The following is a 23,594-nucleotide window of genomic DNA, read 5'->3' as shown; positions in this document are numbered from 1 at the left end:
AGATGTACCACGGGGAACGATTCAACGCCTGGAGCCATTTGCTCGGTGCAGTCGCGGCCTGTATTGGCGCCGTGTGGATGTTGGTAGTGGCGAGCCTTGACGGCAGCCCCTGGAAGTTCGTCAGCGTGGCGATTTATGGCTTTACCCTGATGGTGCTGTACAGCGCGTCGACGGTGTACCACAGCGTGCGAGGCCGGCGAAAAGCGATCATGCAGAAGGTCGATCACTTTTCCATTTACCTGTTGATTGCCGGCAGCTACACGCCATTCTGCCTGGTGACCCTGCGCGGGCCGTGGGGCTGGACGTTGTTCGGGATTGTGTGGGGGCTGGCGGTGATCGGCATCCTGCAGGAGATCAAGCCGCGTTCGGAGGCGCGGATTCTGTCCATCGTGATCTACGCCGTGATGGGCTGGATCGTACTGGTAGCGGTCAAGCCGTTGATGGCGGCGTTGGGTACGGCAGGGTTTATCTGGTTGGCGTCTGGTGGGGTGCTGTACACCGTAGGCATTATCTTTTTTGCCCTGGAGGATCGCTTGCGCCATTCCCACGGCATCTGGCATTTGTTTGTGATTGGCGGCAGCCTGCTGCATTTCGTGGCGATCATGCATTACGTGCTCTGATTGTGGGAGGGGGCAAGCCCGGCTCCCACACTTAAAGGCGTTCCAGTAACACCTGGGCGCGGCTACCAAAAATCTCTAGCAACTTGGCCAGCATATGCGGTGGAGGTTCGTTGGCACGGGTCAGCGCGTAGAGGGTAATCGGCAGCGGCGGGGTGAGCGTTCGGATATGGGTGGTGGCCGTTGAAGCACCCAATGCTGTGAACGGATCGATCACGGTCAGGCCCGCGCCGGATTCGACCATCGCGCGGGCCAGTGAATAGGTCTGCACCGAGATCGTCACGCGTGGTGGCGGGTCGACGCTTTCCAGATAACTCTCCAGCTTGGCGGCCAGCGGGTCAGCGCTGGAGAGGCCGATCAAGGGCGCGCCGGCCAGTTCGGCCAACGGCAGGGGCTGATGCCGTTCGGCATCGGGCCAATAGCCTTTGGACGCCAATGCCACCAACACCCCGTTGGCCAATACTTGAGTGGTAAGCCCCGGATGCCCGGAAAAGTTGAGCGTCAGCGCCAGGTCGATCTCGCGCATCAACAGCTTTTGCACCAGCTCGTGGCTATGGTCACTGGACAGTTCACAGGCAATGTCCGGGTAATCGCGCTTCCATTCCAGGACCGCCGGCGGTAGCAGCGCCAGCGCCAGCGCCGGGATTGCGCCGATGCGAATGCTTTGTCCCGGTTCGCGGCGCAAACTTTTCGCCAGGCGCCGCACGCCTTGCAGGCTTGCGCTGACTTTCTCGACTTCGCGTTCCAGCGCCAGGGCTTCCGGGGTGGGTTGCAATTTACCCCGTACCCGCAGGAATAACGCAAAGCCCAACTGCAGCTCGGCGTGCTGCAGCACTTTGGTCACCGCCGGTTGCGAGACGTGCAGCAACTGCGCGGCGGCACTGATGGAGCCGGTCTGACGGATGGCCTGGAAGATTTCGATATGACGCAAGCGCATGGCGAGTCCCATAACCTTTGTTTATAGGTGAGCCATCTTTATTCATTGTTGGTGACCTGTCACCTGGCTCTACGCTGAGCGCTCTTAATCAACGGTTGGGGGCTGGGATGGCCAGGCAGGTTTGCATCATCGGCGGTGGGGTTATCGGCTTGGCCAGCGCTTATGCGTTGGTGCGGGCTGGCCATGAGGTCACGCTGATCGATGCCCGTGGCACCTTGGGCAGCGAAACCAGTTTTGCCAACGGTGGGCAACTGTCCTATCGCTATGTTGCGCCACTGGCTGACGCGGGCGTGCCCTTGCAGGCAATCGGGTGGTTGTTGCGTGGCGACTCGCCCTTGAAGTTGCGACCTCGCCTCGACCCACAGCAATGGCGTTGGATGGCGGCCTTTATCGGCGCTTGCCGGGGTTCGGTCAACAGGCGTAACGGTGCCCATCTTCTGCGCCTGGCTACCCTGAGCCAGAGCACGTTACAGCAGTGGCGCGAGGATGATCGCCTGGGCGGCTTCGACTGGCGGCGCAACGGCAAGCTGGTGATGTTTCGCAGCGCCAGCACCTTTGAACATGCCCGCGCCAAGGTCACAAATTTCCTGCAGCAACAGGTGTTGTCGTCTGTTGAGTGCGCTCGCCTGGAGCCCGCACTTGCGGCCGGTGGCTTTGTCGGCGGCATCTACACGCCGAACGAGGAAGTGGGGGATTGTCACGCTTTTTGCCGGCAATTGGCGGCCCGGCTTGAGGCGTCGGGGCGCTGCAGGTTCTTGCTCGGGCGCAAGGTCACCGGGCTGCGCCATGCTGGCGGTGCGGTGCAGGCCATCGAACTGGGTGATGAGGTGATGCCAGTCGAGCAACTGGTCCTGGCGGCCGGTTATCGCAGCGCTGAGTTGGCACTGCCGGGGCTGTCACTGCCCTTATACCCGCTCAAGGGCTACAGCTTGAGCGCGCCGATTGGCCCGCAACACAAGGCGCCGAATGTGAGCATCACCGACTACGACCGCAAGATCGTCTACGCGCGCCTCGGCGAGCAACTACGGGTCGCGGCCATGGTGGATATTGTGGGATTCGATGCCGGCCTTGAGCCTTCGCGCCTGGCGTTGATAAAGCGCCAGGCAGTAGAGACATTTCCCCATGCAGCTGACTACGTACACGCGCTCGAATGGGCTGGCATGCGCCCGGCCACGCCAACGGGCGTGCCGCTGATTGGCGCCAGTCGCTATCGCAACCTGTGGCTGAACCTGGGCCACGGCGCGCTTGGCTTTACCCTGGCCTGCGGCAGCGGCCAATTGCTGGCCGAATTGATCGACCAGCGCACCCCTTCCATTGATATGCAGGGCCTGACGCCCCGCGCCGCTTGAGGATGCAGCCGTGACCATTACCCGAATCAACAGCAACGAACGACTCAGCGGTGCCGTGACGTTCAAGGAACTGGTGTTCCTTTCGGGCCAGGTGCCCGGCGACGGCCTGGATGTGGCCACCCAGACCCGGGAAGTGCTGGCCAGGATTGATACGCTGTTGGCCGAGGCGGGCAGCGATAAGGACCACTTGCTCAACGCGACGATCTACCTGAAGGACATCGCTGCCGGTTTTACGCCGATGAATGAAGTCTGGTCCGCATGGCTCTCGCCAGGCATGGCGCCCACGCGCACTACCTTGCAAGCAGAGCTGGCGCGGCCGAGTGTGCTGGTGGAAATCAGCGTGATTGCAGTCCGTAAATAACCTCAAAGACCCACGGAGAATAACAATGAAAACAATCCTGTTGACCGGCTGCGCGCTGGGGCTTTTGTTGAGCGCACAGGCCCATGCAACCGAAGCGCCACTGGAGGGCACTTTGAGCAAGATCGCCAGCGCCAAGTCCATCACCCTTGGCTACCGCGATGCGTCGGTGCCGTTTTCCTACGTGGGGGATAACAGTGGTAAACCGATGGGCTACTCGGTGGACCTGGCAAACAGGATTGTCGAGCGTATTCAGCAGAAAACCGCAGTGGGCGACCTCAAGGTGAAGTACAACCTGGTGACGTCCCAAACCCGCATCCCGCTGGTGCAGAACGGCACTGTCGACCTGGAGTGCGGCTCCACCGGCGTGACGGCTGAGCGCCAGAAGCAGGTGGCATTCTCCTACGGGTTTATCTATGTAAAGGGCCAGTTGCTCACGGCCAAGGACAGTGGGATCAAAGGCTTTGCCGACCTTGCGGGCAAGAATGTGGTGACCACTGCCGGCACCACCAATGAGCGCTTTCTCAAAAGTTATAACGCTGAACACAAAGCCAATATGTTCGTGATCAGCGCCAAGGACCATGGCGAAGCGTTCAAGATGCTCGAGACTGGCCGGGCCGTAGCGTTCTATATGGACGACGCGTTGCTCTACGGCGAGCGCGCCAAGGCCAAGGACCCGCATCACTGGGTGGTCGTCGGCGAGGAGCAGTCGCGGGAGATCTACAGCTGCATGGTGCGCAAGGATGACCCGCAGTTTCTCGCGGTGGTCAACGAAACCCTGGGCGAGCTGTACCGCTCGGGAGAGATCAACGGGATTTACCAGCGCTGGTTCGAGCAGCCGATTCCGCCCAAGGGCTTGAACCTGGAGTTCCCGATGACCAGCGAGTTGAAAGCGATCATCGCCAAGCCGGTGAGTGACCCAGTGGAGTAAGCCTGGGGTAACCCGATAAAACTGTAGGAGCTGGCTTGCCTGCGATAGCGGTCTGTCAGTTGTAAATTAACTGCCTGAACCACCGCTATCGCAGGCAAGCCAGCTCCTACAGTTGATTGGGTTTACAGGGTGAGGTCAGAAGTCGCCCCAGAGTTGTTGGGCGACGGAGAGTGCGACGACGGGCGCGGTCTCGGTACGCAACACCCGCGGGCCGAGGCGAGCGGCGTGGTAGCCGGCGCCCTGGGCGGTCTCGACTTCATTGTCGGTGAGCCCACCCTCGGGGCCGATCAAGAACGCCAGGCTCGATGGCTTGGCGTGGCTGATCATCGGTTCTGCCACCGGGTGCAGCACCAGCTTCAAATCCGCCTCGGTTTGCTTGAGCCAGTCTGCCAGCAAGAGCGGGGGGTGAATCACCGGCACCGTCGAACGCCCACATTGCTCACACGCACTGATTGCCACCTGGCGCCAGTGCAGCAAGCGCTTGTCGGCGCGTTCGTCTTTGAGGCGCACTTCGCAGCGCTCGCTGAAGATCGGTGTGATGGCATTGACGCCCAGTTCAGTGGCCTTCTGGATCGCCCAATCCATGCGCTCGCCCCGGGACAGGCCCTGGCCGAGGTGAATATGCAGGGGCGATTCGGCCTGGCCGGCAAAGCTATCCGTGAGTTGCACGGTGACGCGTTTTTTACCGACTTCCAGCAAGGTGCCACGAAACTCCTGGCCGGAGCCGTCGAACAATTGCACGGCATCGCCTTCACTCATGCGCAGCACACGGCTGATGTAATGCGCCTGGGCTTCGGGCAGTTCGTGGTCACCGAGACTCAGCGGGGTGTCGGTGAAAAAGCGGGACAGTCTCATGTCTGTTCTCTGAAGAGGTTGTTTATGTAGGAGCGAGGGGGACGCCTAGTTCTTGCTCGCGAAAAATGTACATCCGACGCAGCGGTGCGCCTGGAATGCCTTCGCGAGCAAGCTCGCTCCTACAAGGATTTCGGCAATCAACCCGGATCACGGAAGCCCGGGTGAAAATCTTTGGGCACCGCCACACTGACCTTGCTGTTGGTGGCGATATCTATCCCCTCGCTGGCCACCTCGGCCAGAAAGTCGATCTGCTCCGGGGTAATCACATACGGCGGCAGGAAATACACCACGCTGCCCAGTGGCCGCAACAGCGCCCCGCGCTCCAGCGCGTGCTCGAAGACCTTCAGGCCACGGCGCTCCTGCCACGGGTAGGCGGCCTTGGTGGCTTTGTCCTGCACCATCTCGATGGCCAGCACCATGCCGGTCTGGCGCACTTCGGACACGTGAGGATGGTCGACCAAGTGCGCGGTGGCGGTCGCCATGCGCTGGGCCAGGGCCTTGTTGTTTTCGATGACGTTGTCTTCTTCAAAGATATCCAGCGTCGCCAACGCTGCCGCACAGGCCAGCGGGTTGCCTGTGTAGCTGTGGGAGTGCAGGAAGGCACGCAGGGTCGGGTAGTCGTCGTAGAAGGCGCTGTAGACCTCTTCGGTGGTGACCACGGCGGCCAGTGGCAGGTAACCGCCGGTGAGCGCCTTGGACAGGCACAGGAAGTCCGGGCGGATGCCGGCCTGTTCACAGGCGAACATGCTGCCGGTGCGGCCAAAGCCCACGGCGATCTCGTCGTGGATCAAGTGCACGCCATAGCGGTCGCAGGCTTCGCGCAGCAGCTTGAGGTACACGGGGTGGTACATGCGCATGCCACCGGCACCCTGGATCAGCGGCTCGACGATCACGGCAGCGACGGTGTCGTGATGCTCGGCCAGGGTCTGCTCCATCGCCAGGAACATGTTGCGCGAGTGTTCTTCCCAGCTCATGCCTTCGGGGCGCAGGTAGCAGTCCGGGCTCGGCACCTTGATAGTGTCGAGCAGCAACGCCTTGTAGGTCTCGGTAAACAGCGGCACGTCGCCCACCGACATCGCGGCGATGGTTTCGCCGTGGTAGCTGTTGGTGAGGGTGACGAAGCGCTTTTTGTTCGGCTGGCCGCGGTTGAGCCAGTAGTGGAAGCTCATCTTCAGCGCCACTTCGATGCAGGACGAACCGTTATCGGCGTAGAAGCAGCGGGTCAGCCCTTCGGGCGTCATCGCGACCAGGCGTTCGGACAGCTCGATCACCGGTTGATGGCTGAAACCGGCGAGGATCACGTGCTCCAGCTGATCGACCTGATCCTTGATACGCTGGTTGATCCGCGGGTTGGCGTGGCCGAATACGTTGACCCACCAGGAACTGACGGCATCGAGGTAGCGCTTGCCTTCGAAGTCTTCCAGCCATACGCCTTCACCGCGCTTGATGGGCACCAGGGGCAATTGCTGGTGGTCTTTCATCTGGGTGCAGGGATGCCACAGCACCGCGAGGTCGCGTTGCATCCACTGGTTATTCAAGCCCATCGGTGATCTCCTCGAAGCGGTCCTGCGGCGGGCGCAGGCGAAACAATCGCGCAAGCCTATGCAATGGTGGCTTGGGTCACAAGCCATTGTGGGGAAATTCGCGGTAAATGCAGGACGGTCTGTCACGTTTCCCAGGGATAGTCTTAATCCCTTGTTAATTTATGATGCCTAGCCTCGTTATCGTATTTTTCGATATTTCAAAGCAAAATTTTCCGCTTTAATTCGATAGGTAAAGCGCTAGTCTTGGGCACAGTTCTTACGGGATTAAGTACATGCAGCTACGTAATTCGCCGGCCCGCTATGGTTGGGTCAGCATGGTTCTGCACTGGGGTGTAGCCCTGGTGGTGTTCGGTTTATTTGCCTTGGGCTTGTGGATGGTCGGACTCGATTACTACAGCGCCTGGCGCAAAGATGCGCCCGACTTGCACAAGAGCATTGGCATCACGCTGTTCGCCATCATGCTGGTACGGATCGTCTGGCGCCTGGTCAGTCCGCCGCCTCCGCCGCTGGCCAGCTATAGCCGCATGACGCGGATCGGTGCCGCATTTGGGCACGCATTTCTTTATGTTGGGCTGTTTGCCGTGATGATTGCCGGTTACCTGATTTCCACCGCAGACGGTGTCGGTATCCCGGTGTTTGGCCTGTTTGAAATTCCTGCCGTGGTTTCCGGTCTACCGGACCAGGCAGATACCGCCGGTTGGGTGCACCTGTACCTCGCCTGGGTGTTGGTGGTCTTCGCTGGCTTGCACGGCGTGGCGGCACTGAAACACCATTTTATCGATCGTGATGCGACCCTTGCGCGAATGCTGGGACGCAAAGCCTGATGTTCAACCTCGACTCACAAGGAATAGAAAGCATGTTGAAAAAAACACTCGCTGCGCTGGCAATCGGTTCTGCCCTGCTGTCCGCAGGTTCGGCGATGGCCGCTGACTACGTGATCGACAAGGAAGGCCAGCACGCCTTCGTCGATTTCAAAATCAGCCACCTGGGTTACAGCTACATCACCGGTACCTTCAAGGACCTGGATGGCAAGTTCAGCTTTGACGCCGCCAAGCCCGAAGACGCCAAGATTGAAGTCAACGTGCGTACTGCCAGCGTGTTCTCCAACCACGCCGAGCGCGACAAGCACGTCAACAGCAAGGACTTCCTGGAGTCGGGCAAATTCCCTGATGCCAAGTTCGTTTCCACCAGCGTCAAGCCAACTGGCAAAAATGCTGATGGCAAGCTGACTGCTGATGTGACCGGGGACCTGACCTTCCACGGCGTGACCAAGCCGATCCTGGTCAAAGCCACGTTCCTGGGCGAAGGCAAGGATCCATGGGGCGGCTACCGTGCCGGCTTCGAAGGCACCACCAACATCAGCCGCAAGGAATTCAACAAGGACGGCATGGACGTAGGTCCACAGTCTGACAACGTGCAGTTGTACATCACGTTTGAAGGTGTGAAAGCGAAGTAATGCTTCGTATGTAGGAGCGAGCTTGCTCGCGAAGGCCGCAAGGACACCGCGTTAAACCAGGATGCCCGCGTTATCGTTGACGACCTTCGCGAGCTAGCTCCTACAGGCAAAAAAACCCGTATCTCACGATACGGGTTTTTTTTATGCTTCGCGGTTGCGAGTCAGCAGCGCTGGTTTCTCACCACGAGGGCGGCCTGGCAGTTGATCCAACTGCTCAGGTGTCGGGAAGCGATCCGCTTTCGACTCCTTGTGGATGATCTTCGGCGCCGGGCCACCCCGTGGGTTTTGTACTGCAGGCTCGGACGAGCGAGGCTGATCGTCACGGGCAGGGCGGCGGTTGTTGCTGCGTGAATCTTCGCGACGGGCCTGGCCGTCACGCGGTGCGCCATTGCGCGGGCCGCTGCGCTTGGCAGGCGGGGTACCGGTGGTGCCGCCGCTGCTGTTGCGCGGGGCGTTCTGGCGACCGCCCTGTGGCTGGCCGCTACGTGGAGCGCCTGCGCCCTGGGCAGGAGCCCCTGGGCGACGGCCACGGCCCTGGGCCGGTTTGGCCTGGGGCACGTAGTCGACGCGGTTACCGAAGTTATCGATATCGTCGTCAAGGAACTCGTCCGGGGCGCGGTCGGCCGCGGCGCGTGGCGGCTGGCTCGGCTGGCGCTGTTCGCGGGCCGGGGTGCCTTCACGGGGCTTCTGCTCACGGGCCGGGCGTTCGCCACGGCTGCTGGTCGCGGATTTTTCCTTGCCCTTGTCCTTGCCTTTGTCGCGACGACCACCGCCACCACCGCCGCCGTTCGGGCCATCGCCCTTCGGACCACGTGGGTTGCGCGGGTTGCGCACATCCGGACGCTCGCGCGCTTCTGGCTTCTCGGCCTCCACGGCGCTGGCATCGAAGCCCATCAGGTCGCCATCGGCGATTTTCTGCTTGGTCATGCGCTCGATGCTTTTCAGCAGTTTTTCTTCGTCCGGCGCGACCAGCGAAATGGCCTCGCCCGAACGACCGGCACGGCCCGTACGGCCGATACGGTGCACATAGTCTTCATCGACGTTTGGCAGCTCGAAGTTGACCACGTGTGGTAACTGGTCGATATCCAGGCCGCGTGCGGCGATATCGGTGGCCACCAGGATACGCACGCTGCCGGCCTTGAAGTCGGCCAGGGCTTTGGTGCGCGCGTTCTGGCTCTTGTTGCCGTGGATGGCGACGGCGGTGAGGCCGTGCTTGTCCAGGTACTCGGCCAGGCGGTTGGCGCCGTGCTTGGTGCGGGTGAACACCAGCACCTGTTCCCAGGCACCCTGGGTGATCAGGTGCGCCAGCAGCGAGCGCTTGTGGCTGGCGGCAAGGCGGAACACGCGTTGCTCGATACGCTCGACCGTGGTGTTGGGCGGCGTGACTTCGATGCGCTCCGGGTTGTGCAGCAGCTTGCCGGCCAGGGCGGTGATGTCGTTGGAGAACGTTGCCGAGAACAGCAGGTTCTGACGTTTGGCCGGCAGGCGGGCGAGGACCTTTTTCACGTCATGGACAAAGCCCATGTCGAGCATGCGGTCGGCTTCGTCCAGCACGAGGATTTCCACGTGGGACAAATCGACGCTGCCTTGGCCGCACAGGTCGAGCAAGCGACCCGGGCAGGCCACCAGTACATCGACGCCACGGGACATGGCCTGAACCTGAGGGTTCATGCCGACGCCGCCGAAGATGCAGGCGCTGACGAACTTCAAGTCGCGGGCATACAGCTTGAAGCTGTCGTGCACCTGAGCGGCGAGTTCGCGGGTTGGGGTCAGGACCAGTACACGCGGTTGGCGCGGGCCGTGACGTTGGGATTTGTCCGGGTGACCGTTGGGAAACAACCGCTCCAGGATCGGGAGGGCGAAACCGCCGGTTTTACCAGTACCTGTCTGAGCCGCGACCATCAGGTCGCGACCTTGCAACACGGCGGGAATGGCCCGCTGTTGCACCGGAGTAGGCTCGGTATAGCCCGCTGCCTCGATGGCGCGGACTAAAGCCTCGGAGAGACCGAGGGAAGCAAAGGACATGAGTAATCCTGTTTTAGTTAGGGCTTGGCCCAAAGGGATAATCTTGCCGGGCGTGAATGGCGCTTAGGGGAGCGCAACCCCGTCCGGTCCTGCTGCGTCTGGCGGGCACTCCACCGGCTCGCGCGGGCTGCAAAGCTGCGCAGTAGCTGGGTTGGGTGCCGTTTTCAAGACCCGAGCGGCCGGGCGTAAGCCTGGCGGAAAGGCCGCAGTATAACAGAGCAATCACTGCGCGCTGCTTTCCTGCTGCTCAACGGCGTGTTCGGGGGCTGGTATGGGTGCCGTTTGCTCGTGCATCCGGCCATATTTGGCGCTCAATGTGGCATAGGCGGGCTCTTGCTTGAAGCGCTTGAGCTCGGCGGCAAAGCGTTGCACCAGCAGGTCCATGCCTGCGCCACGGCGTACCGCAAGAAATTGCTGCTGGCGGCTGACCACCACCGATGCCTGGCTGACTTTACCTTCCAGGCCCAGGGCCTTGAGCACGTGGTGCCCCACGCGCCGGTCAGTCACCACCATATCGACGCGCCCCAGCATGAGTTTGCCAAAGTTGGCTTCATGGCTGGGGGCGGGTTCGCGCTGGAAGGTGTTGGACTTACTGAACGCGTCGCCATAAAGGTAGCCAGGGGAAACGCCAACGGTCAGGCCGCGCAGGTCGTCGAGCGTGGCGGCGGGGTGAGGGCGTTCGTTGGCATAGAACAAGACAAATTCGACTTCCGACAACGGCTCGCTGGGATAGAGCAGCAACGCGTCGCGCTCCTGGCTGTGAAAGATATCCAGCGCGCCGTCGGCGTGGCCCTGCTCGAGCATCGCCAAGCAGCGCTTCCAGGGCAGGAACTGCCATTGCACCTCCACCCCCAGGCGCTGGAACACGATCAGGGTGGTTTCATAATCCAGGCCGGCCATGGTGCCGTTGTCTTCGTAGACATAGGGCGCCCAGGGTTCGGTGACAATGCGCAGTTTCTCGCCATGAGCGGCCAGGCTCAGGCAAGAAAACAGCACAGCGGTCAACAGCTTGAAGAGGACGGGCATACCCTGAGGTTACGACGCTCCCCGAAGAAAGAGAAGCTCTGGCACGCGCATTGGCGGGCGGTCTTACTTCGCGGGAGCGTTCAGCAGGTGTTCGTGGATCGCGGCCCGGCGCTCACCCAGAATCAAACGCACCACGGGGTTGGCGAACCAGTGTTCCAACTGGTGGGCATCAATCGGGCGCTTCTGGCGTTCTTCCTGGTTTTGTCGGGCCTTGTCCCACCAAACCGGGCCGCACGCCTGGTCGAACTCGTTTTCGTGTTCGTAGCAGCCGTAGAGAATCTCGCGGATGAACTGTTGCTGATGCTTGGGCAGCAGCAGGGTGATCAGCTTGTACATCAAACGCTGCAAACGCGGCGGGCGCGGCAGGTGCGAGGAGACTTGGCGCGTATCGGCCAGGGCTTGCACACTGGTGGGCGCGCTGGCGTGCTTGGCGATCCACGCCTTGACCTTGGCCCGGAACAGCTGTTTGCGGCTCCAGTAGTGGTGGATCAGGTCCGGGCACTCGCGCACCTTGAGGGTACGGTAGGCGGCGATGGACAGGCAGAACTCTTCCAGGGTGTAGGCGCCCTGGGCGTGGGGGAACAGTTCATCCATCAACTCGATGGAGTGGTCGAGGATGTGCGCATCCTGTTGGGTCAGGCCCATGACGCCGGAGTTGAGGGTCATCATGTCATCGTCGGCCACGCCCATGTCCAGCAGGCGCTGGCGCAGGGCGGTGTAGAGGATGCTTTCGTGATTGTCGCCGTACTTGGTGTAGAAAGCGTTGCACAGCAGGGTGCCGGGCTGTACGCGTTCGAACAGGGCCATGGGCGAATGATGGAAGAAGGTGTCGGTGTCGATGAGCAATGCTACCGGGGATTCTTGCAGCACCTGGCGCAGCACCACGTGTTTGGTGCGAAAGTGATAGCCGTGGGGCTCGCTCCAGCGTTTGCGGGTGGCCTCGTCCAGCGGGCGGACGCGCACCGGCAGCAAGCGATAGGGTTCGGGGTTGTCGCTGAATACCTGAATGTCGATGTTCGCGTCCGGCGTGTCCTGCAGGAATGCCAGTGCGCTGGCGATGCTGAATACGGCTTCCTGATGGTAGGTGTCGGCGCCGAAGACCAGGTAGACCAGTTGCGGGCGGGACGTCGAGGGCACTGTATTCATGGACTGCGGGGTTCCGTGGGTAACGTAAAACGACAAAGGCCCTCGTCAGAACGAGGGCCTTGGTACAACCGGTCAAGCGTTAACGTGGCAGCTTGAGGTTGTTCCAGATGGCAAGGCTGGGTTCAGCCTGGTTCAGGGTATAGAAATGCAACCCTGGTGCACCACCTTGCAACAATTGCTCACACATCTCGGTGATGACCTGCTCGCCGAACGCCTGGATGCTTTTGACGTCATCGCCATAGGCTTCCAGTTGCTTGCGCACCCAGCGCGGGATCTCGGCACCGCAGGCGTCGGAGAAGCGCGCCAGCTTGCTGTAATTGGTGATCGGCATGATGCCCGGCACGATCGGGATGTTCACGCCCATCGCCCGTACACGCTCGACGAAGTAGAAGTAGCTGTCGGCGTTGAAGAAATACTGGGTGATCGCACTGTCGGCGCCGGCATTGGCCTTGCGCACGAAGTTCTGCAAATCGTCTTCGAAATTGCGCGCCTGGGGGTGCATCTCCGGGTAAGCGGCTACTTCGACATGGAAGTGATCGCCACTTTCTTCGCGGATGAAGCTCACCAGATCGTTGGCGTAGCGCAGCTCACCGCTGGCCATGCCCATACCCGATGGCAGGTCGCCACGCAGGGCAACGATGCGCTTGATGCCGGCGGCTTTGTATTGGGTCAGCAGGCTACGCAGGTCGGCCTTGCTGTCGCCCACGCAGGACAAATGCGGAGCGGCGGGAACTTTGACTTCACTTTCAAGCTGCAACACGGTGTTGATCGTGCGATCACGGGTCGAACCGCCAGCGCCGTAGGTGCAGGAGAAGAAGTCAGGGCTGAAGCTGGCCAACTGCTTGGCAGTTGCCATCAGTTTTTCATGCCCAGCATCGGTCTTGGTCGGGAAGAACTCGAAGCTGTAGCGACGGTCTTGGGACATGGTCATACCCTTGGAAACTCGAAAGCCTGGAAGGCATACACAATCGATGCGGGTGCCTGGCTTTCTGTGGGAGCTGGCTTGCCTGCGATAGCATCCGCTCGGTGTTACTGGAACACCGAGGCGTCTGCATCGCGGGCAAGCCCGGCTCCCACAGAAGAGCCGGCGCCAGCAAGGCCGATCAGTAGCGGTAAGCGTGCGGCTTGAACGGGCCTTCAACCGTCACGCCGATGTAGTCGGCCTGGGTCTTGGTCAGTTGAGTCACCACGCCGCCGAAGCCGCGGACCATTTCCAGGGCCACTTCTTCGTCGAGTTTCTTCGGCAGTACTTCCACAGTCAGGCGCTCGGCTTTCTGGGCTGGCGACAGGTCGGCGTACTTCTGTTCGAACAGGAAGATCTGCGCCAGCACCTGGTTGGCGAACGAGCCATCCATGATGCGGCTTGGGTGACCAGTGGCGTTGCCCAGGTTCACCAGGCGGCCTTCGGCCAGCAGGATCAGGTAGTCATCATTCTGTGGGTCGAAATCACCAGCGCCGGTACGGTGAACCTTGTGTACCTGCGGCTTCACTTCTTCCCATGCCCAGTTCTTGCGCATGAAAGCGGTGTCGATCTCGTTGTCGAAGTGACCGATGTTGCAGACAACGGCGCGCTTCTTCAGGGCCTTGAGCATGTTCGCATCGCACACATTCACGTTACCGGTGGTGGTGACGATCAGGTCGATCTTGCCCAGCAGAGCTTTGTCGATGCTGGCTTCGGTGCCGTCGTTCTGGCCGTTGATGAACGGCGAAACCACTTCGAAACCGTCCATGCAGGCTTGCATGGCGCAGATCGGGTCGACTTCGGAGACCTTGACGATCATGCCTTCCTGACGCAGGGACTGGGACGAACCCTTGCCCACGTCACCGTAGCCGATCACCAGGGCTTGCTTGCCCGACAGCAGGTGGTCGGTGCCGCGCTTGATCGCATCGTTCAGGCTGTGACGGCAGCCGTACTTGTTGTCGTTCTTGCTCTTGGTCACCGAGTCGTTGACGTTGATGGCCGGGATTTTCAGCTCGCCCTTGGCCAGCATGTCCAGCAGGCGGTGTACGCCGGTGGTGGTCTCTTCGGTCACGCCGTGGACGCGGTCGAGGATCTGCGGGTATTTCTTGTGCAGCAACTCGGTGAGGTCGCCGCCGTCGTCAAGGATCATGTTGGCATCCCAAGGCGCGCCATCTTTGAGGATGGTTTGCTCCAGGCACCACTCGTACTCTTCTTCGGTCTCGCCTTTCCAGGCGAATACCGGGATACCGGCAGCAGCGATAGCGGCAGCGGCCTGGTCTTGAGTCGAGAAGATATTGCAGGACGACCAACGCACTTCGGCACCCAGGGCAACCAGGGTTTCGATCAGCACGGCAGTCTGGATGGTCATGTGGATGCAGCCGAGAATCTTGGCGCCCTTGAGCGGCTGCTCAGCGGCGTACTTGCGGCGCAGGCCCATCAGGGCTGGCATTTCGGATTCGGCGATAAAGGTTTCGCGACGGCCCCAGGCAGCAAGGGACATGTCGGCGACTTTGTAGTCGTTGAAATCTGCAGGCGTCATTACAGCGCTCATAGAGAGCCTCCATTCGTAGTGTGCGAATGGGCGCCGTTGTGCGTTTAGTATCAGGCCAGGGCAACCAGGCCGGACAACGCCCCATCCGAGCCTGACAGGTTGAACCTGCTGCAGCGCCCCTCGGACAGGTGGCGGGAGAACGGTATCAATCGAAGATGACCGTTTTGAAGCGGAGGCGATTATAGCCGTGTAAGCGGCACTTCCCAAGCCTTTCTGTCGGCGGCATGAAGATCGTTCATGGGCTTGATAGCTAATGGTTCATAGAGCTTGGGTCCTTGCTCTGCCATGATGTTGCCTATCATTTGGCAAGACGCTTTGGAGTGACCATGAACTTCCACACCCGCAAATGGGTAAAACCCGAAGACCTCAACCCCAACGGCACACTGTTCGGCGGCAGTCTGTTGCGCTGGATCGACGAAGAAGCGGCCATCTACGCCATTGTCCAACTCGGCAACCAGCGCGTGGTCACCAAGTACATCTCGGAAATCAACTTTGTCAGCGCCTCGCGCCAGGGCGACATCATCGAGCTGGGGATCACGGCCACCGAGTTTGGTCGTACCTCTATCACCCTGACCTGTGAAGTGCGTAACAAAATCACGCGCAAAAGCATCCTGACTGTAGAAAAAATGGTCTTCGTCAACCTCGGCGAAGACGGTTTGCCCGCGCCTCACGGCCGGACAGAGATCAAGTACGTCAAGGATCAGTTCCAGGAAGACGGCCTCAGCGAGTAATCCTGCGCAGGACCAGTGAACGCTCTTCATCAACCATAGGTCGTACCTGAACATCGCCCCCCGTTCAGGTATCACCATGGCTACGCAAGAAGACGGCAAGACCCCCAACCTGTCCCAGGAAGAGCAGCAGGACGTCGACAAGAACCAGCCGCCCCGCGCAGCGGTATTGCACGAAATCATTCGTACCCAGGGCGACCAGGAGCTGGAGCGCAGTGTCGCCGCGTTGTGGTGGTCGGCCTTGGCAGCCGGGCTGACCATGGGTTTGTCACTGATGGCCATGGGGCTGCTCAATTCACGCCTGCCTGAGGGCGAAGCCTTCAAGGTAATTGCCAGCTTCGGCTACTGCGCGGGCTTCCTCGCGGTGATCCTGGCACGCCAGCAACTGTTTACCGAAAACACCCTGACCGCCGTGCTACCGGTGATGAGCAAGCCAACCCTGGCGAATGCCGGGCGTCTGTTGCGGCTGTGGTCAGTGGTGCTGGTGGGCAACCTGTGTGGCACCTTGCTGGTGGCATACGTGATGCTGCACCTGCCGATCTTCGATACCAAGACCGACCTGGCCTTCCTCGAGATCGGGCGCAAGGTCATGGAGAACGACCCCGCGCAGATGTTCGCCAAGGGCATCGTCTCCGGTTGGATGATCGCCACCATGGTCTGGATGATCCCGTCGATGGAGAGTGCCAAGCTGTGGATCATCATTCTGATCACCTACTTCATGGCTCTGGGTGACTTCACCCATATCGTCGTCGGTTCAGCCGAAGTGTCCTACCTGGTATTTGCCGGCGAGTTGCCATGGAAGGATTTCTGGCTGGTCTTCGCCGGGCCGACCCTGGCCGGCAACATCATCGGCGGCAGTTTCATCTTCGCGTTGATCAGCCATGCGCAGGTTCGCAGCGAAAGCAGCCTGCCAGGTAAAAAGGCTGCGGACCCGAGGCATCCGCAGCAGATCAACAAGGATCAGTGATGCTCAGGCGTGGCCTGGGGTTCGTCCCGGGTCACGTGCTTGACCAGCTTGCCGATGCTCAACCCCTGCAACAGGATCGAAGACAGCACCACGATGTAGGTGATGCTCAGCAACAAGTCACGCTCCGGGCCCAGAGGCAGGGCCAAGGCCAGTGCCACCGAAACCCCGCCGCGCAAGCCACCCCAGGTAAGGATACGGATAGTGCCGCGCGGTACCGTGCGCCAACGGCGCAGCAACAGGATCGCCGGGGCCACGGTCAGCAGGCGCGAGAGCAGGATCGCCACTGCCAGCAGGCTGGCCGCGAACACGTGCAGCCAGTTGAATGGCAATAGCAGCAGCTCCATGCCGATCAGCGCAAACAGCAAGGCATTGAGCATGTCATCGAGCAGTTCCCAGAAACCATCCAGGTAGCGACGCGTCATGTCGTTCATCGCCAGTTTGCGCCCCAGGTTGCCGATGATCAGCCCCGCGACCACCATCGCAATCGGTGCGGACACATGAAGCTCCGAGGCCATGGCCGAGCCGCCGATCACCAGGGCGAGGGTCAGCATGACTTCGATCTGGTGCTGTTCGATGCTCTTGATCATCAGGTACACGAGATAGCCGATCAGCCCGCCAAACAGCACGCCGCCAATGGCTTCGTGGGCAAACAGCATGGCCGTGGCGCTCACGGTGGGCGTCTCACCCAACTGCGCGATACCCAGCAGCACGGTAAACACCACCACGGCGGTACCGTCATTGAACAGCGACTCGCCGACGATGGTGGTTTTCAGCGGTTTGGAGGCATTGGCGGTGCGTAGCACGCCGAGCACCGCAATGGGATCGGTAGGGGATATCAGCGCACCGAACAGCAGGCAGTAAAGGAAACTCACGTGCCAGCCAAACAGGGCGAAGATGTAGTACGCCAGGCTGCCGATGACCACGGTGGCGATCAATACGCCAAAGGTTGCCAGCAGGCCGATGGGCCAGCGGTAGCTGCGCAAGTCGTTCAAGTTGACGTGCAAGGCGCCGGCGAACAGCAGGAACGACAGCATCCAGTTCATCAGCAAATCGCCGAAGTCGATCTGGCCGATCAACTGTTGGATACGTTCTTCCAGGCCTGGGTAGCCGAGCACGCTCAGGCCTTGCAGGATCAGCGAGAACAACAGTGCGGTGACCATCACGCCAATGGTGGGCGGCAGGCCGATAAAACGGAAGTTCACATAAGTGAGCAGGGTGGTGAGGCAGATGAAGGCGGCGACAAGTTCAAGCATCCGGGGTCCTTGGAGCAGGGAAATATAGGCGCACGGGGTGCGTCGAATCGGTAGTTAGTATAAACAGGTGCTGTTACATGACGTATCAATTAAGGAGGTTCTGGTGGTAGCGACAGCCCTGGTGCTGGTAGCGGCGCTGTTGCATGCGACGTGGAACACCTTGATCAAGTTCAGCGGCGAGCGCCTTTTAGTCATTGCCTGCATGGACAGTGTGGCGCTGCTGTTCGTGGTATTCGCGGTGGGCTTCGTGTCCTGGCCGCCGCTGGACATCTGGCCGTGGATCATTGCTTCTGCGTTGTTTGAGTTGCTCTATCGCTATTTGTTGATCCAGGCCTATCGGGTGGGTGACCTGGGCCTGGTGTATCCGTTGATGCGCGGTTTGTCGCCGCTGGTGGTGCTGGTGCTGACCCTGGTGTTTGCCGGCGAAGTATTGAATACCCAGCAGATTCTGGGGATTCTGCTGATTCCGTTCGGCATGGTGTGCCTGCTGTGGCAGGGCGGCGGCGGTGACCGGTTGCCCTGGTCGATGCTACCGGTGGTGGTATTGATTGGTCTGTGCATCGGCTGCTACACCTTTCTGGACGGGCAGGCGCTGCGGCGCTGGTCGCATCCGCTGGATTATCTGGTGTGGCTGACGCTGATCAGCGCCTGGCCGTTTCCGTTGCTGGCGCTGGTGCGCAAGCGTGCGGCCTTCAGCCTGTTCTGGCGCACCCAGTGGCGGTTGGGCTTGAGCGTGGGGCTGTGCGTGTTGTTGAGCTACGCTTTGGTACTTTGGGCCATGCAGTTGGGCTCGATTGCCGAAGCCGCCGCGCTGCGCGAAGTCAGTGTGATTCTGGTGGTGCTGTTCGGCATGCGTTACTTGAAAGAACCTTTTGGCCGTCCACGGCTCATAGCCTGTGGGTTGGTGTTGATTGGCATGTTGGTGATGAAACTCTAACCGTCGGATAAAACTAAAAGGAATCGGTGATGACAGTCGCTTTATGGTGTGTATTGATCGCAATCTTTCTGCCGTACATTTGCACTGGTGTGGCCAAGTTCAGCACAGGCAAGTTCGGGCCACGGGATAACCACGACCCGCGTGCCTTCCTCGATAGCCTGGAAGGCGTCGCCAAGCGTGCTCATAGCGCGCAACTCAACAGTTTCGAAGTGACCCCGGCGTTTGCCGCTGCAGTCATCATTGCGCACCTGGCCGGCAACGCCGAACTGGTGACGATCAACGTGCTGGCAGTGCTGTTTATCACCAGCCGCCTGCTGTACATCATTTGCTACCTGGCGGACTGGGCGATCTTGCGTTCGCTGGTGTGGGCCGTGGGTATGGCGTTGATTGCGAGTTTCTTCTTCGTTTCGATGTAAGGGGTGTTGTAGGAGCGAGCTTGCTCGCGAAGAACGTCAACGATAACGCGTGCTTCCTGAGTAAGCGCGGCGCCTGTGCGTTTTTCGCGAGCAAGCTCGCTCCTAAAAAAAGCGCCAGTGATTGTCAGGTTCCGGCAGGCGCATCCGGCACCTGGGGCAACGCCGCGCCTTTGGGCCACAGCATCCAGATCTGCCCTTGCTGTTTCATATTCCCCGCCAACTCGCCTGCGGCATTGCCTGTGCCCCAGAACAGATCTGCGCGCACTTCTCCGGTGATTGCGCCGCCGGTATCCTGCGCGGCGACAGGGCGTGCCAGTGGCGTGCCGTCTGGTTTGGTGGTCGACAACCACAACAGGCTGCCCAGCGGAATTACCTTGCGATCCACTGCCACGCTGTAGCCGGCGGTCAATGGCACGTTCAGCGAACCGCGTGGGCCTTCGTTGCTGTCGGGGCGGGCACTGAAGAATACGTAGCTGGGGTTGCTCGCCAGCAGTTCTGGAATGCGCTGCGGGTGGGCCTTGGCCCAGGCGCTGATGGCGCCCATGGTCACGTCTTCTTTTTTCAGTTCGCCTTGTTCCACCAGCCAACGGCCAATAGGGCGGTACGGGTAGCCGTTCTGGTCGCCGTAACCCACACGCAGTTGACGCCCGCCGGCCAGTTGAATACGCCCCGAGCCCTGGATTTGCAGGAACTGCAGGTCCATCGGGTCGGTCAGCCAGGCGATCGGCTTGGCGGTGGAGCCTTGGCTGTTGAGAGTGCTGGCGTCGTCATACGGCTTGAGCACACGGCCTTCCAGGCGCCCGCGCAGGCGCTTGCCCTTGAGCTCCGGATAGATGCTTTCGAGGTTGACGACAATCAGGTCGTCCGGCACGCCGTATACCGGCACATGGGCGGTGGCGGTCTTGGTCAGGCTGCCGGGGTAGACCGGCTCGTAATAACCCGTGATCAAGCCGTTTGGCGTGTTGTTGGCCGAACGCAGGCCGAAGACATCCAGGTGTTCCTTGAGAAAGCTACGAACCGCTACGGCATCGCCCGGTACGCTGGCCGCTGTCGCGCAGGTTGGGCCCCAGATCGGGTCGGCCTTGAGGCGCTGGCAGGCGCTGCGCCAGGATTCAAACCCGGCGAGCAAGTCGCTGTCGGAAACGCTCGGCAGGGCTTCCCACGGTGCGCTCACATAGGTGGCAACGGCGTGAGGTTTGGTTGGCTCCTGGGCAACTTCTTTATCGGTGTCTTTACCGGCATCGCAGCCGGCCAGTAGCGCGAACATTGGCAGAGCCCAAGCCAGGCGGCGGCCCCAGGGTTTGAAGGTGACATTCATGCAAGCAATTCCTGAAACGATTGCCCGCGCTTCACTGCATCCGGGCAACCTTATTATTAATAGGGCTATTGGTCTTTGTGGGCGGTGCGAGGATACTGGCCGCCGTTTCCCGTGACCTTGAAGCCATGATGATGTTAAAAAAACTGACCGTTGTATTGCTGGCCTGCCTGGCTTTGTCTGCCTGTGGCGGTGTTGATCCCAATTCCCCCCTGGGCCAGCGCAAGGCGATCTTCAAGCAGATGCTCAAGACCGGTGAAGACCTGGGCGGCATGCTGCGCGGACGTATCCCATTTGATGGCGCCAAGTTCGCCGAGGGTGCGGTCAAGCTGGATGCGTTGTCCCATGAACCGTGGAAACATTTCCCGAGCGTACGCGAAGAAGACCACACCAGTGCCAAAGATGATGTGTGGCAAAAACAGGCGCAGTTCCAGCAACTGGCCCGCGAACTTGAGGCGGCCACCGGTGAATTGGTGATCGCCAGCCAGGTGCAACCTTATAAAGCCAGTAGCCTTCAACCTGCGGTGCAAAAAGTTGAAGATGCCTGCAGCGCCTGCCATAAACAGTTCCGCGATCATTGATCGGTTTTACTGGTCGAGTTCTTCCACGGCGTCCTGCAGCTCTTTACGCGAGTCGGCCAGCTTCTCCTTACGCTTGTTGATCTTGTCCGGGTCGCCTTTTTTCATGGCCTTGTCGAGGTCGGCCTGACGGCGGCTGACTTCGTGCTTGGCGTCGAGCACCTTGTTTTCACGTTCTTTCTTCAAGCCTGCATCGGTGCAGTGGGCGGTAACTTCGGCCAGGGCTTTTTCCAGGCCAGCCTGTTGCGCGCTGTTGCCGTGGGCCTTGGCTTGTTCGATCTGGCTGCTGATGGCCTGGCGCTTGGCGGCGCAGCCGGTGAGGGGTTGTGCGTCTTCGGCGGCCAACAGCGGCGTGGCCATGAAGCTCGCGAAGGTCAGCAAGGCAAAGGGGGCGAGAAATTTCATATAAGACTCCAGGTTCGCAATCAGGTGGCGGAGGGATCAAAACCCATCTATCCCGGCTCCGCGTAATGTTTCAGCCAAGGCTTGTACCTGCGGGTCGCGAAAAAAAGCGCTGAGTTGCGCCGCGCGTCCCGGGCCGATGCCATCTGAGGCCAGCCAGGCTTGAGTGTCTTTGGCGACCAGCGTCTGCCAGTCTCCTTCCAGGTTGTTGCGCGCCGCCGGCGGCACGCCTAAGGCCTTGAGCCATAGTGAAAAAGGGCGTTGCCGGGCGCTTTGAATACTGTCGAGCACCCGCGCACGGGTACGCTCGCCTAAGCCCTCAATGGTAGCAAGCTCGGCCGCATCAAGTGTCAACCAATCGAGAAAGCCTGCGATTAGACCGGCCTGGATCAATACGTTCCAGGTTTCGCGCCCCATGTGGGGCAAGGCCAGGCCGTGTTTACCGCTCAGCCAGGTGAGGCGGGCGAGCAGTTGGTCTTCGCAGCCAGGGTCCAGTTGCCAGCAGCTCAAGGCGTGGAAGTCTTGAGCGTTGGGTACCTGCACGTCCACGCGTGTCTCGTTGCGCAGGATCACCTCGTCCAGTCGCGGTATGACCTGGCCCGCCAGGCTGATCGACACATGATCGCCAGGGCGGATATCCAGGGCTTGCCAGCGTTTCAGGGAGCCGACGCTCACTCGGCTGATCTGCCGATCATCCAGCCGTACGGGCTCCAATTCGAGGATAGGTGTAATACGCCCGGTACGTCCCACCCTGAACTCGACCTTGCGCACCAGGGCCAGTGCCTTGATAGCCGGGTACTTCCAGGCAACCGACCAGTAGGGCGCGCTGGCTTGCCAGCGCTCGGCGGGCGCTCGCGCAGCCTGGTGCAGCACCACGCCGTCGCTGGCGAAGGGTAATGGCGCGTTGTACCAATGCGTGCGCCAATGCGCAGCTTCGCTGATGGTGCTGACGGGTTGGCTGTACTGTTGGCTATCGGTGAAGCCCCAGCGCGCCAAGGTGGCCAGGTGTTCGGTGAAATCCGTCGGGCCGTCTGGCCACGCCCAGACGAACAGGCCGATCCCGGCAGCCTCGGCATCGCTCAACCGACGACGGCTCATCAGGCCAGCCACTTTGCTGCGTGCATTGAGCCCGCCCTTGAGCGATTGCACATGGTGGTTGAGGCGCCAATAGAGTTCGCCTTGCAGCACCACATCAACGGCGTCGGGCAACTGTTGGACAATGCCGGGGATCTTGGCGGCGGAGGCTGACCAATCGTGGCCCAGCAGGCCGTCGCCCCGACTGATGAGCTGATGCAAGCGGCCCTGGCGATACACCAGTGTCACCGCAACGCCATCGACCTTGGGTTGAACCCAGACATCCCGTCGAGTGTTGAGCCAGTCACTGACGGTCGACTCGCTCGGCAGCTTTTGCAGGCCAGTGTGTGCGACCGGGTGAGGTAAGGTACCGCGCGCACTGGCCAGCGGGTTATCAGGCTTGGGTGTCTGCTCGCGAGTGCATTCCTGCCAATGCGCCAGGCGTCTGCGGGCCTGGTCGTAGAGCTCATCGCTGACCAAGGCTTGGCCCTGTCGATGGTAGCTGTCGTCCCACTGCTGGATTTGCCTGGACAGGGTTTCCAGCTGTGAGTGAACGTCATCGGGGCAGGTTTCGGCCCAGGCCCAGGCTGGCAGGGCGCTTATGAGAGCAGCCAGTAATACGTGCATCATGAGCATCCTTGCTCGAAAAGGGCGCCCAGCCTAAGTGATCCACGCGCCCACAAAAAAGCCCCGACCGAGCGGGGCTTTTTACCGGGTATTTCTGTTTACTTGAACAGGCCGCCCAAGGCCTTCACAGCCTCATTGTTTTCCGCCTTGGCCTGCTGTTTTTGCTGCTTGGCGTCGACTTTTGCCTGGCTGTCGGCGAGTTTGTTGCAAGCTTTGTTGACCTGCTCCAGCGCAGCCTCATATGCCCGCACTTTCAACAGATCGTTATTGGCATTGGCCGCGTCGATCTTGGCTTGCAGGTCTTTGGGTTGCTGTTGGCAGTCGCCGGCGTTGCCGCCACCGAGCTGGGCACTCAGGGCGCCGCTCAGAGCGTTCAGGTCAGCGGCCTGGGCCGACAGGGTGAACAGGCTGAGCAGAAGGGCGGCAGGGGCGAGCGTGGAAATGCGCATGAAAACCTCAATGTTCGATTGCCTGCGCGCTTATCCATCCCGGGCGGGCGCAGTGCAATATCCAAATAAGGTGAAGGGCCCCGAGAGGGCG

The 23,594-nt window shown here is 60.7% G+C and carries 24 protein-coding genes and 1 riboswitch; of the genes, 11 read left to right on the top strand and 13 right to left on the bottom strand.

The features are described 5' to 3' along the window. Window positions 1–2 precede the first annotated feature (2 nt). Window positions 3–620, top strand: coding sequence for a PAQR family membrane homeostasis protein TrhA (gene trhA, locus JFT58_RS00910; RefSeq protein ID WP_198834275.1), 618 nt, complete (start codon window positions 3–5; stop codon window positions 618–620). A gap of 31 nt (window positions 621–651) precedes the next feature. Here the strand turns inward: trhA and JFT58_RS00905 are convergent, their stop codons facing one another. Next, window positions 652–1,554 carry a LysR family transcriptional regulator gene (locus JFT58_RS00905; RefSeq protein WP_054897594.1) on the bottom strand — a complete coding sequence of 301 codons (903 nt, stop codon included), beginning with the start codon at window positions 1,552–1,554 and terminating at the stop codon, window positions 652–654. Between the two features lie 107 nt (window positions 1,555–1,661). On the opposite strand from JFT58_RS00905, the gene JFT58_RS00900 reads away from it, so the two are divergent. From JFT58_RS00900 to JFT58_RS00890, 3 genes are read left to right on the top strand one after another with little or no spacing between them, the layout of a single operon-like run. Next, entirely contained in the window at window positions 1,662–2,903 is a 1,242-nt protein-coding gene (locus JFT58_RS00900) for a D-amino acid dehydrogenase (RefSeq protein ID WP_054897562.1), read from the top strand. Window positions 2,904–2,913: 10 nt separating this feature from the next. After that, window positions 2,914–3,264 (top strand): RidA family protein, encoded by a 351-nt coding sequence (locus tag JFT58_RS00895; protein ID WP_034128923.1) that lies wholly within the window; start codon window positions 2,914–2,916, stop codon window positions 3,262–3,264. A gap of 25 nt (window positions 3,265–3,289) precedes the next feature. After that, entirely contained in the window at window positions 3,290–4,192 is a 903-nt protein-coding gene (locus tag JFT58_RS00890; RefSeq protein ID WP_054897561.1) for a transporter substrate-binding domain-containing protein, read from the top strand. A gap of 135 nt (window positions 4,193–4,327) precedes the next feature. Here the strand turns inward: JFT58_RS00890 and JFT58_RS00885 are convergent, their stop codons facing one another. Beyond that, window positions 4,328–5,047, bottom strand: a complete 720-nt coding sequence (locus JFT58_RS00885) for a 16S rRNA (uracil(1498)-N(3))-methyltransferase (protein ID WP_054897560.1) — start codon at window positions 5,045–5,047, stop codon at window positions 4,328–4,330. Between the two features lie 137 nt (window positions 5,048–5,184). Further along, window positions 5,185–6,591, bottom strand: a complete 1,407-nt coding sequence (locus JFT58_RS00880; protein ID WP_034128920.1) for an adenosylmethionine--8-amino-7-oxononanoate transaminase — start codon at window positions 6,589–6,591, stop codon at window positions 5,185–5,187. 272 nt (window positions 6,592–6,863) lie between these two features. Here JFT58_RS00880 and JFT58_RS00875 point away from each other — a divergent pair, with 272 nt between their 5' ends. Further along, entirely contained in the window at window positions 6,864–7,415 is a 552-nt protein-coding gene (locus tag JFT58_RS00875) for a cytochrome b (protein ID WP_014720299.1), read from the top strand. 32 nt (window positions 7,416–7,447) lie between these two features. Beyond that, window positions 7,448–8,047 (top strand): YceI family protein, encoded by a 600-nt coding sequence (locus JFT58_RS00870; RefSeq protein WP_014720298.1) that lies wholly within the window; start codon window positions 7,448–7,450, stop codon window positions 8,045–8,047. 141 nt (window positions 8,048–8,188) lie between these two features. Here JFT58_RS00870 and JFT58_RS00865 read toward each other — a convergent pair whose 3' ends face one another. From JFT58_RS00865 to ahcY, 5 genes are all read right to left on the bottom strand, one after another. After that, window positions 8,189–10,072 (bottom strand): DEAD/DEAH box helicase, encoded by a 1,884-nt coding sequence (locus JFT58_RS00865; protein ID WP_054897559.1) that lies wholly within the window; start codon window positions 10,070–10,072, stop codon window positions 8,189–8,191. Between the two features lie 222 nt (window positions 10,073–10,294). Then, window positions 10,295–11,098 carry a substrate-binding periplasmic protein gene (locus JFT58_RS00860; protein ID WP_034128918.1) on the bottom strand — a complete coding sequence of 268 codons (804 nt, stop codon included), beginning with the start codon at window positions 11,096–11,098 and terminating at the stop codon, window positions 10,295–10,297. Between the two features lie 63 nt (window positions 11,099–11,161). Further along, the gene (locus JFT58_RS00855; protein ID WP_034128917.1) at window positions 11,162–12,244 is read right to left on the bottom strand and encodes a hypothetical protein; all 1,083 of its coding nucleotides are present in this window, start codon (window positions 12,242–12,244) and stop codon (window positions 11,162–11,164) included. A gap of 79 nt (window positions 12,245–12,323) precedes the next feature. Continuing rightward, complete coding sequence (metF, locus tag JFT58_RS00850; RefSeq protein WP_034129073.1) at window positions 12,324–13,169, bottom strand: methylenetetrahydrofolate reductase [NAD(P)H]; 846 nt, start codon at window positions 13,167–13,169, stop codon at window positions 12,324–12,326. Window positions 13,170–13,347: 178 nt separating this feature from the next. Continuing rightward, window positions 13,348–14,757: an adenosylhomocysteinase gene (ahcY, locus tag JFT58_RS00845; RefSeq protein WP_034128916.1), complete on the bottom strand. Its 1,410-nt coding sequence runs from the start codon at window positions 14,755–14,757 to the stop codon at window positions 13,348–13,350. Window positions 14,758–14,778: 21 nt separating this feature from the next. After that, a riboswitch (S-adenosyl-L-homocysteine riboswitch) is annotated at window positions 14,779–14,885 on the bottom strand. A 198-nt stretch (window positions 14,886–15,083) separates the two neighbouring features. Between ahcY and JFT58_RS00840 the strand changes: the two genes are divergently transcribed. Together JFT58_RS00840 and JFT58_RS00835 are read left to right on the top strand one after the other, a co-directional pair. Continuing rightward, window positions 15,084–15,488, top strand: coding sequence for an acyl-CoA thioesterase (locus tag JFT58_RS00840; RefSeq protein WP_034128915.1), 405 nt, complete (start codon window positions 15,084–15,086; stop codon window positions 15,486–15,488). Window positions 15,489–15,564: 76 nt separating this feature from the next. Beyond that, a complete protein-coding gene (locus tag JFT58_RS00835) occupies window positions 15,565–16,452 on the top strand; it encodes a formate/nitrite transporter family protein (RefSeq protein ID WP_034128914.1) in 888 nt (295 codons plus the stop codon). Here JFT58_RS00835 and JFT58_RS00830 read toward each other — a convergent pair. Next, a complete protein-coding gene (locus JFT58_RS00830) occupies window positions 16,446–17,705 on the bottom strand; it encodes a cation:proton antiporter (RefSeq protein ID WP_034128913.1) in 1,260 nt (419 codons plus the stop codon). The genes JFT58_RS00835 and JFT58_RS00830 overlap by 7 nt on opposite strands. 103 nt (window positions 17,706–17,808) lie before the next feature. Here JFT58_RS00830 and JFT58_RS00825 point away from each other — a divergent pair, with 103 nt between their 5' ends. Together JFT58_RS00825 and JFT58_RS00820 are read left to right on the top strand one after the other, a co-directional pair. Next, window positions 17,809–18,642, top strand: coding sequence for an EamA family transporter (locus JFT58_RS00825; protein WP_054899037.1), 834 nt, complete (start codon window positions 17,809–17,811; stop codon window positions 18,640–18,642). Window positions 18,643–18,671: 29 nt separating this feature from the next. Then, a complete protein-coding gene (locus JFT58_RS00820) occupies window positions 18,672–19,058 on the top strand; it encodes an MAPEG family protein (RefSeq protein WP_034128911.1) in 387 nt (128 codons plus the stop codon). A gap of 124 nt (window positions 19,059–19,182) precedes the next feature. Here JFT58_RS00820 and mltA read toward each other — a convergent pair whose 3' ends face one another. Next, entirely contained in the window at window positions 19,183–20,376 is a 1,194-nt protein-coding gene (gene mltA / locus JFT58_RS00815) for a murein transglycosylase A (protein ID WP_034128910.1), read from the bottom strand. Between the two features lie 128 nt (window positions 20,377–20,504). Here mltA and JFT58_RS00810 point away from each other — a divergent pair, with 128 nt between their 5' ends. Further along, window positions 20,505–20,954, top strand: coding sequence for a c-type cytochrome (locus JFT58_RS00810; RefSeq protein ID WP_034128909.1), 450 nt, complete (start codon window positions 20,505–20,507; stop codon window positions 20,952–20,954). Between the two features lie 6 nt (window positions 20,955–20,960). Here JFT58_RS00810 and JFT58_RS00805 read toward each other — a convergent pair whose 3' ends face one another. The 3 genes from JFT58_RS00805 to JFT58_RS00795 form a co-directional block, all read right to left on the bottom strand. Further along, on the bottom strand, window positions 20,961–21,356 hold the full coding sequence (locus JFT58_RS00805; RefSeq protein WP_034129072.1) for a DUF1090 domain-containing protein: 396 nt from the start codon (window positions 21,354–21,356) through the stop codon (window positions 20,961–20,963). A 36-nt stretch (window positions 21,357–21,392) separates the two neighbouring features. After that, window positions 21,393–23,057 (bottom strand): NAD-dependent DNA ligase LigB, encoded by a 1,665-nt coding sequence (gene ligB, locus JFT58_RS00800; protein ID WP_054899038.1) that lies wholly within the window; start codon window positions 23,055–23,057, stop codon window positions 21,393–21,395. A 95-nt stretch (window positions 23,058–23,152) separates the two neighbouring features. After that, window positions 23,153–23,503 carry a DUF1090 family protein gene (locus JFT58_RS00795; RefSeq protein WP_054899039.1) on the bottom strand — a complete coding sequence of 117 codons (351 nt, stop codon included), beginning with the start codon at window positions 23,501–23,503 and terminating at the stop codon, window positions 23,153–23,155. Window positions 23,504–23,594 lie beyond the last annotated feature (91 nt).

Source organism: Pseudomonas sp. MF6767 (assembly GCF_016405475.1).
Classification (GTDB): Bacteria; Pseudomonadota; Gammaproteobacteria; order Pseudomonadales; family Pseudomonadaceae; genus Aquipseudomonas; species Aquipseudomonas paracarnis.
Note: the sequence above shows the minus strand (reverse complement) of the source record. Positions and strands in the feature narration are given on the sequence as shown.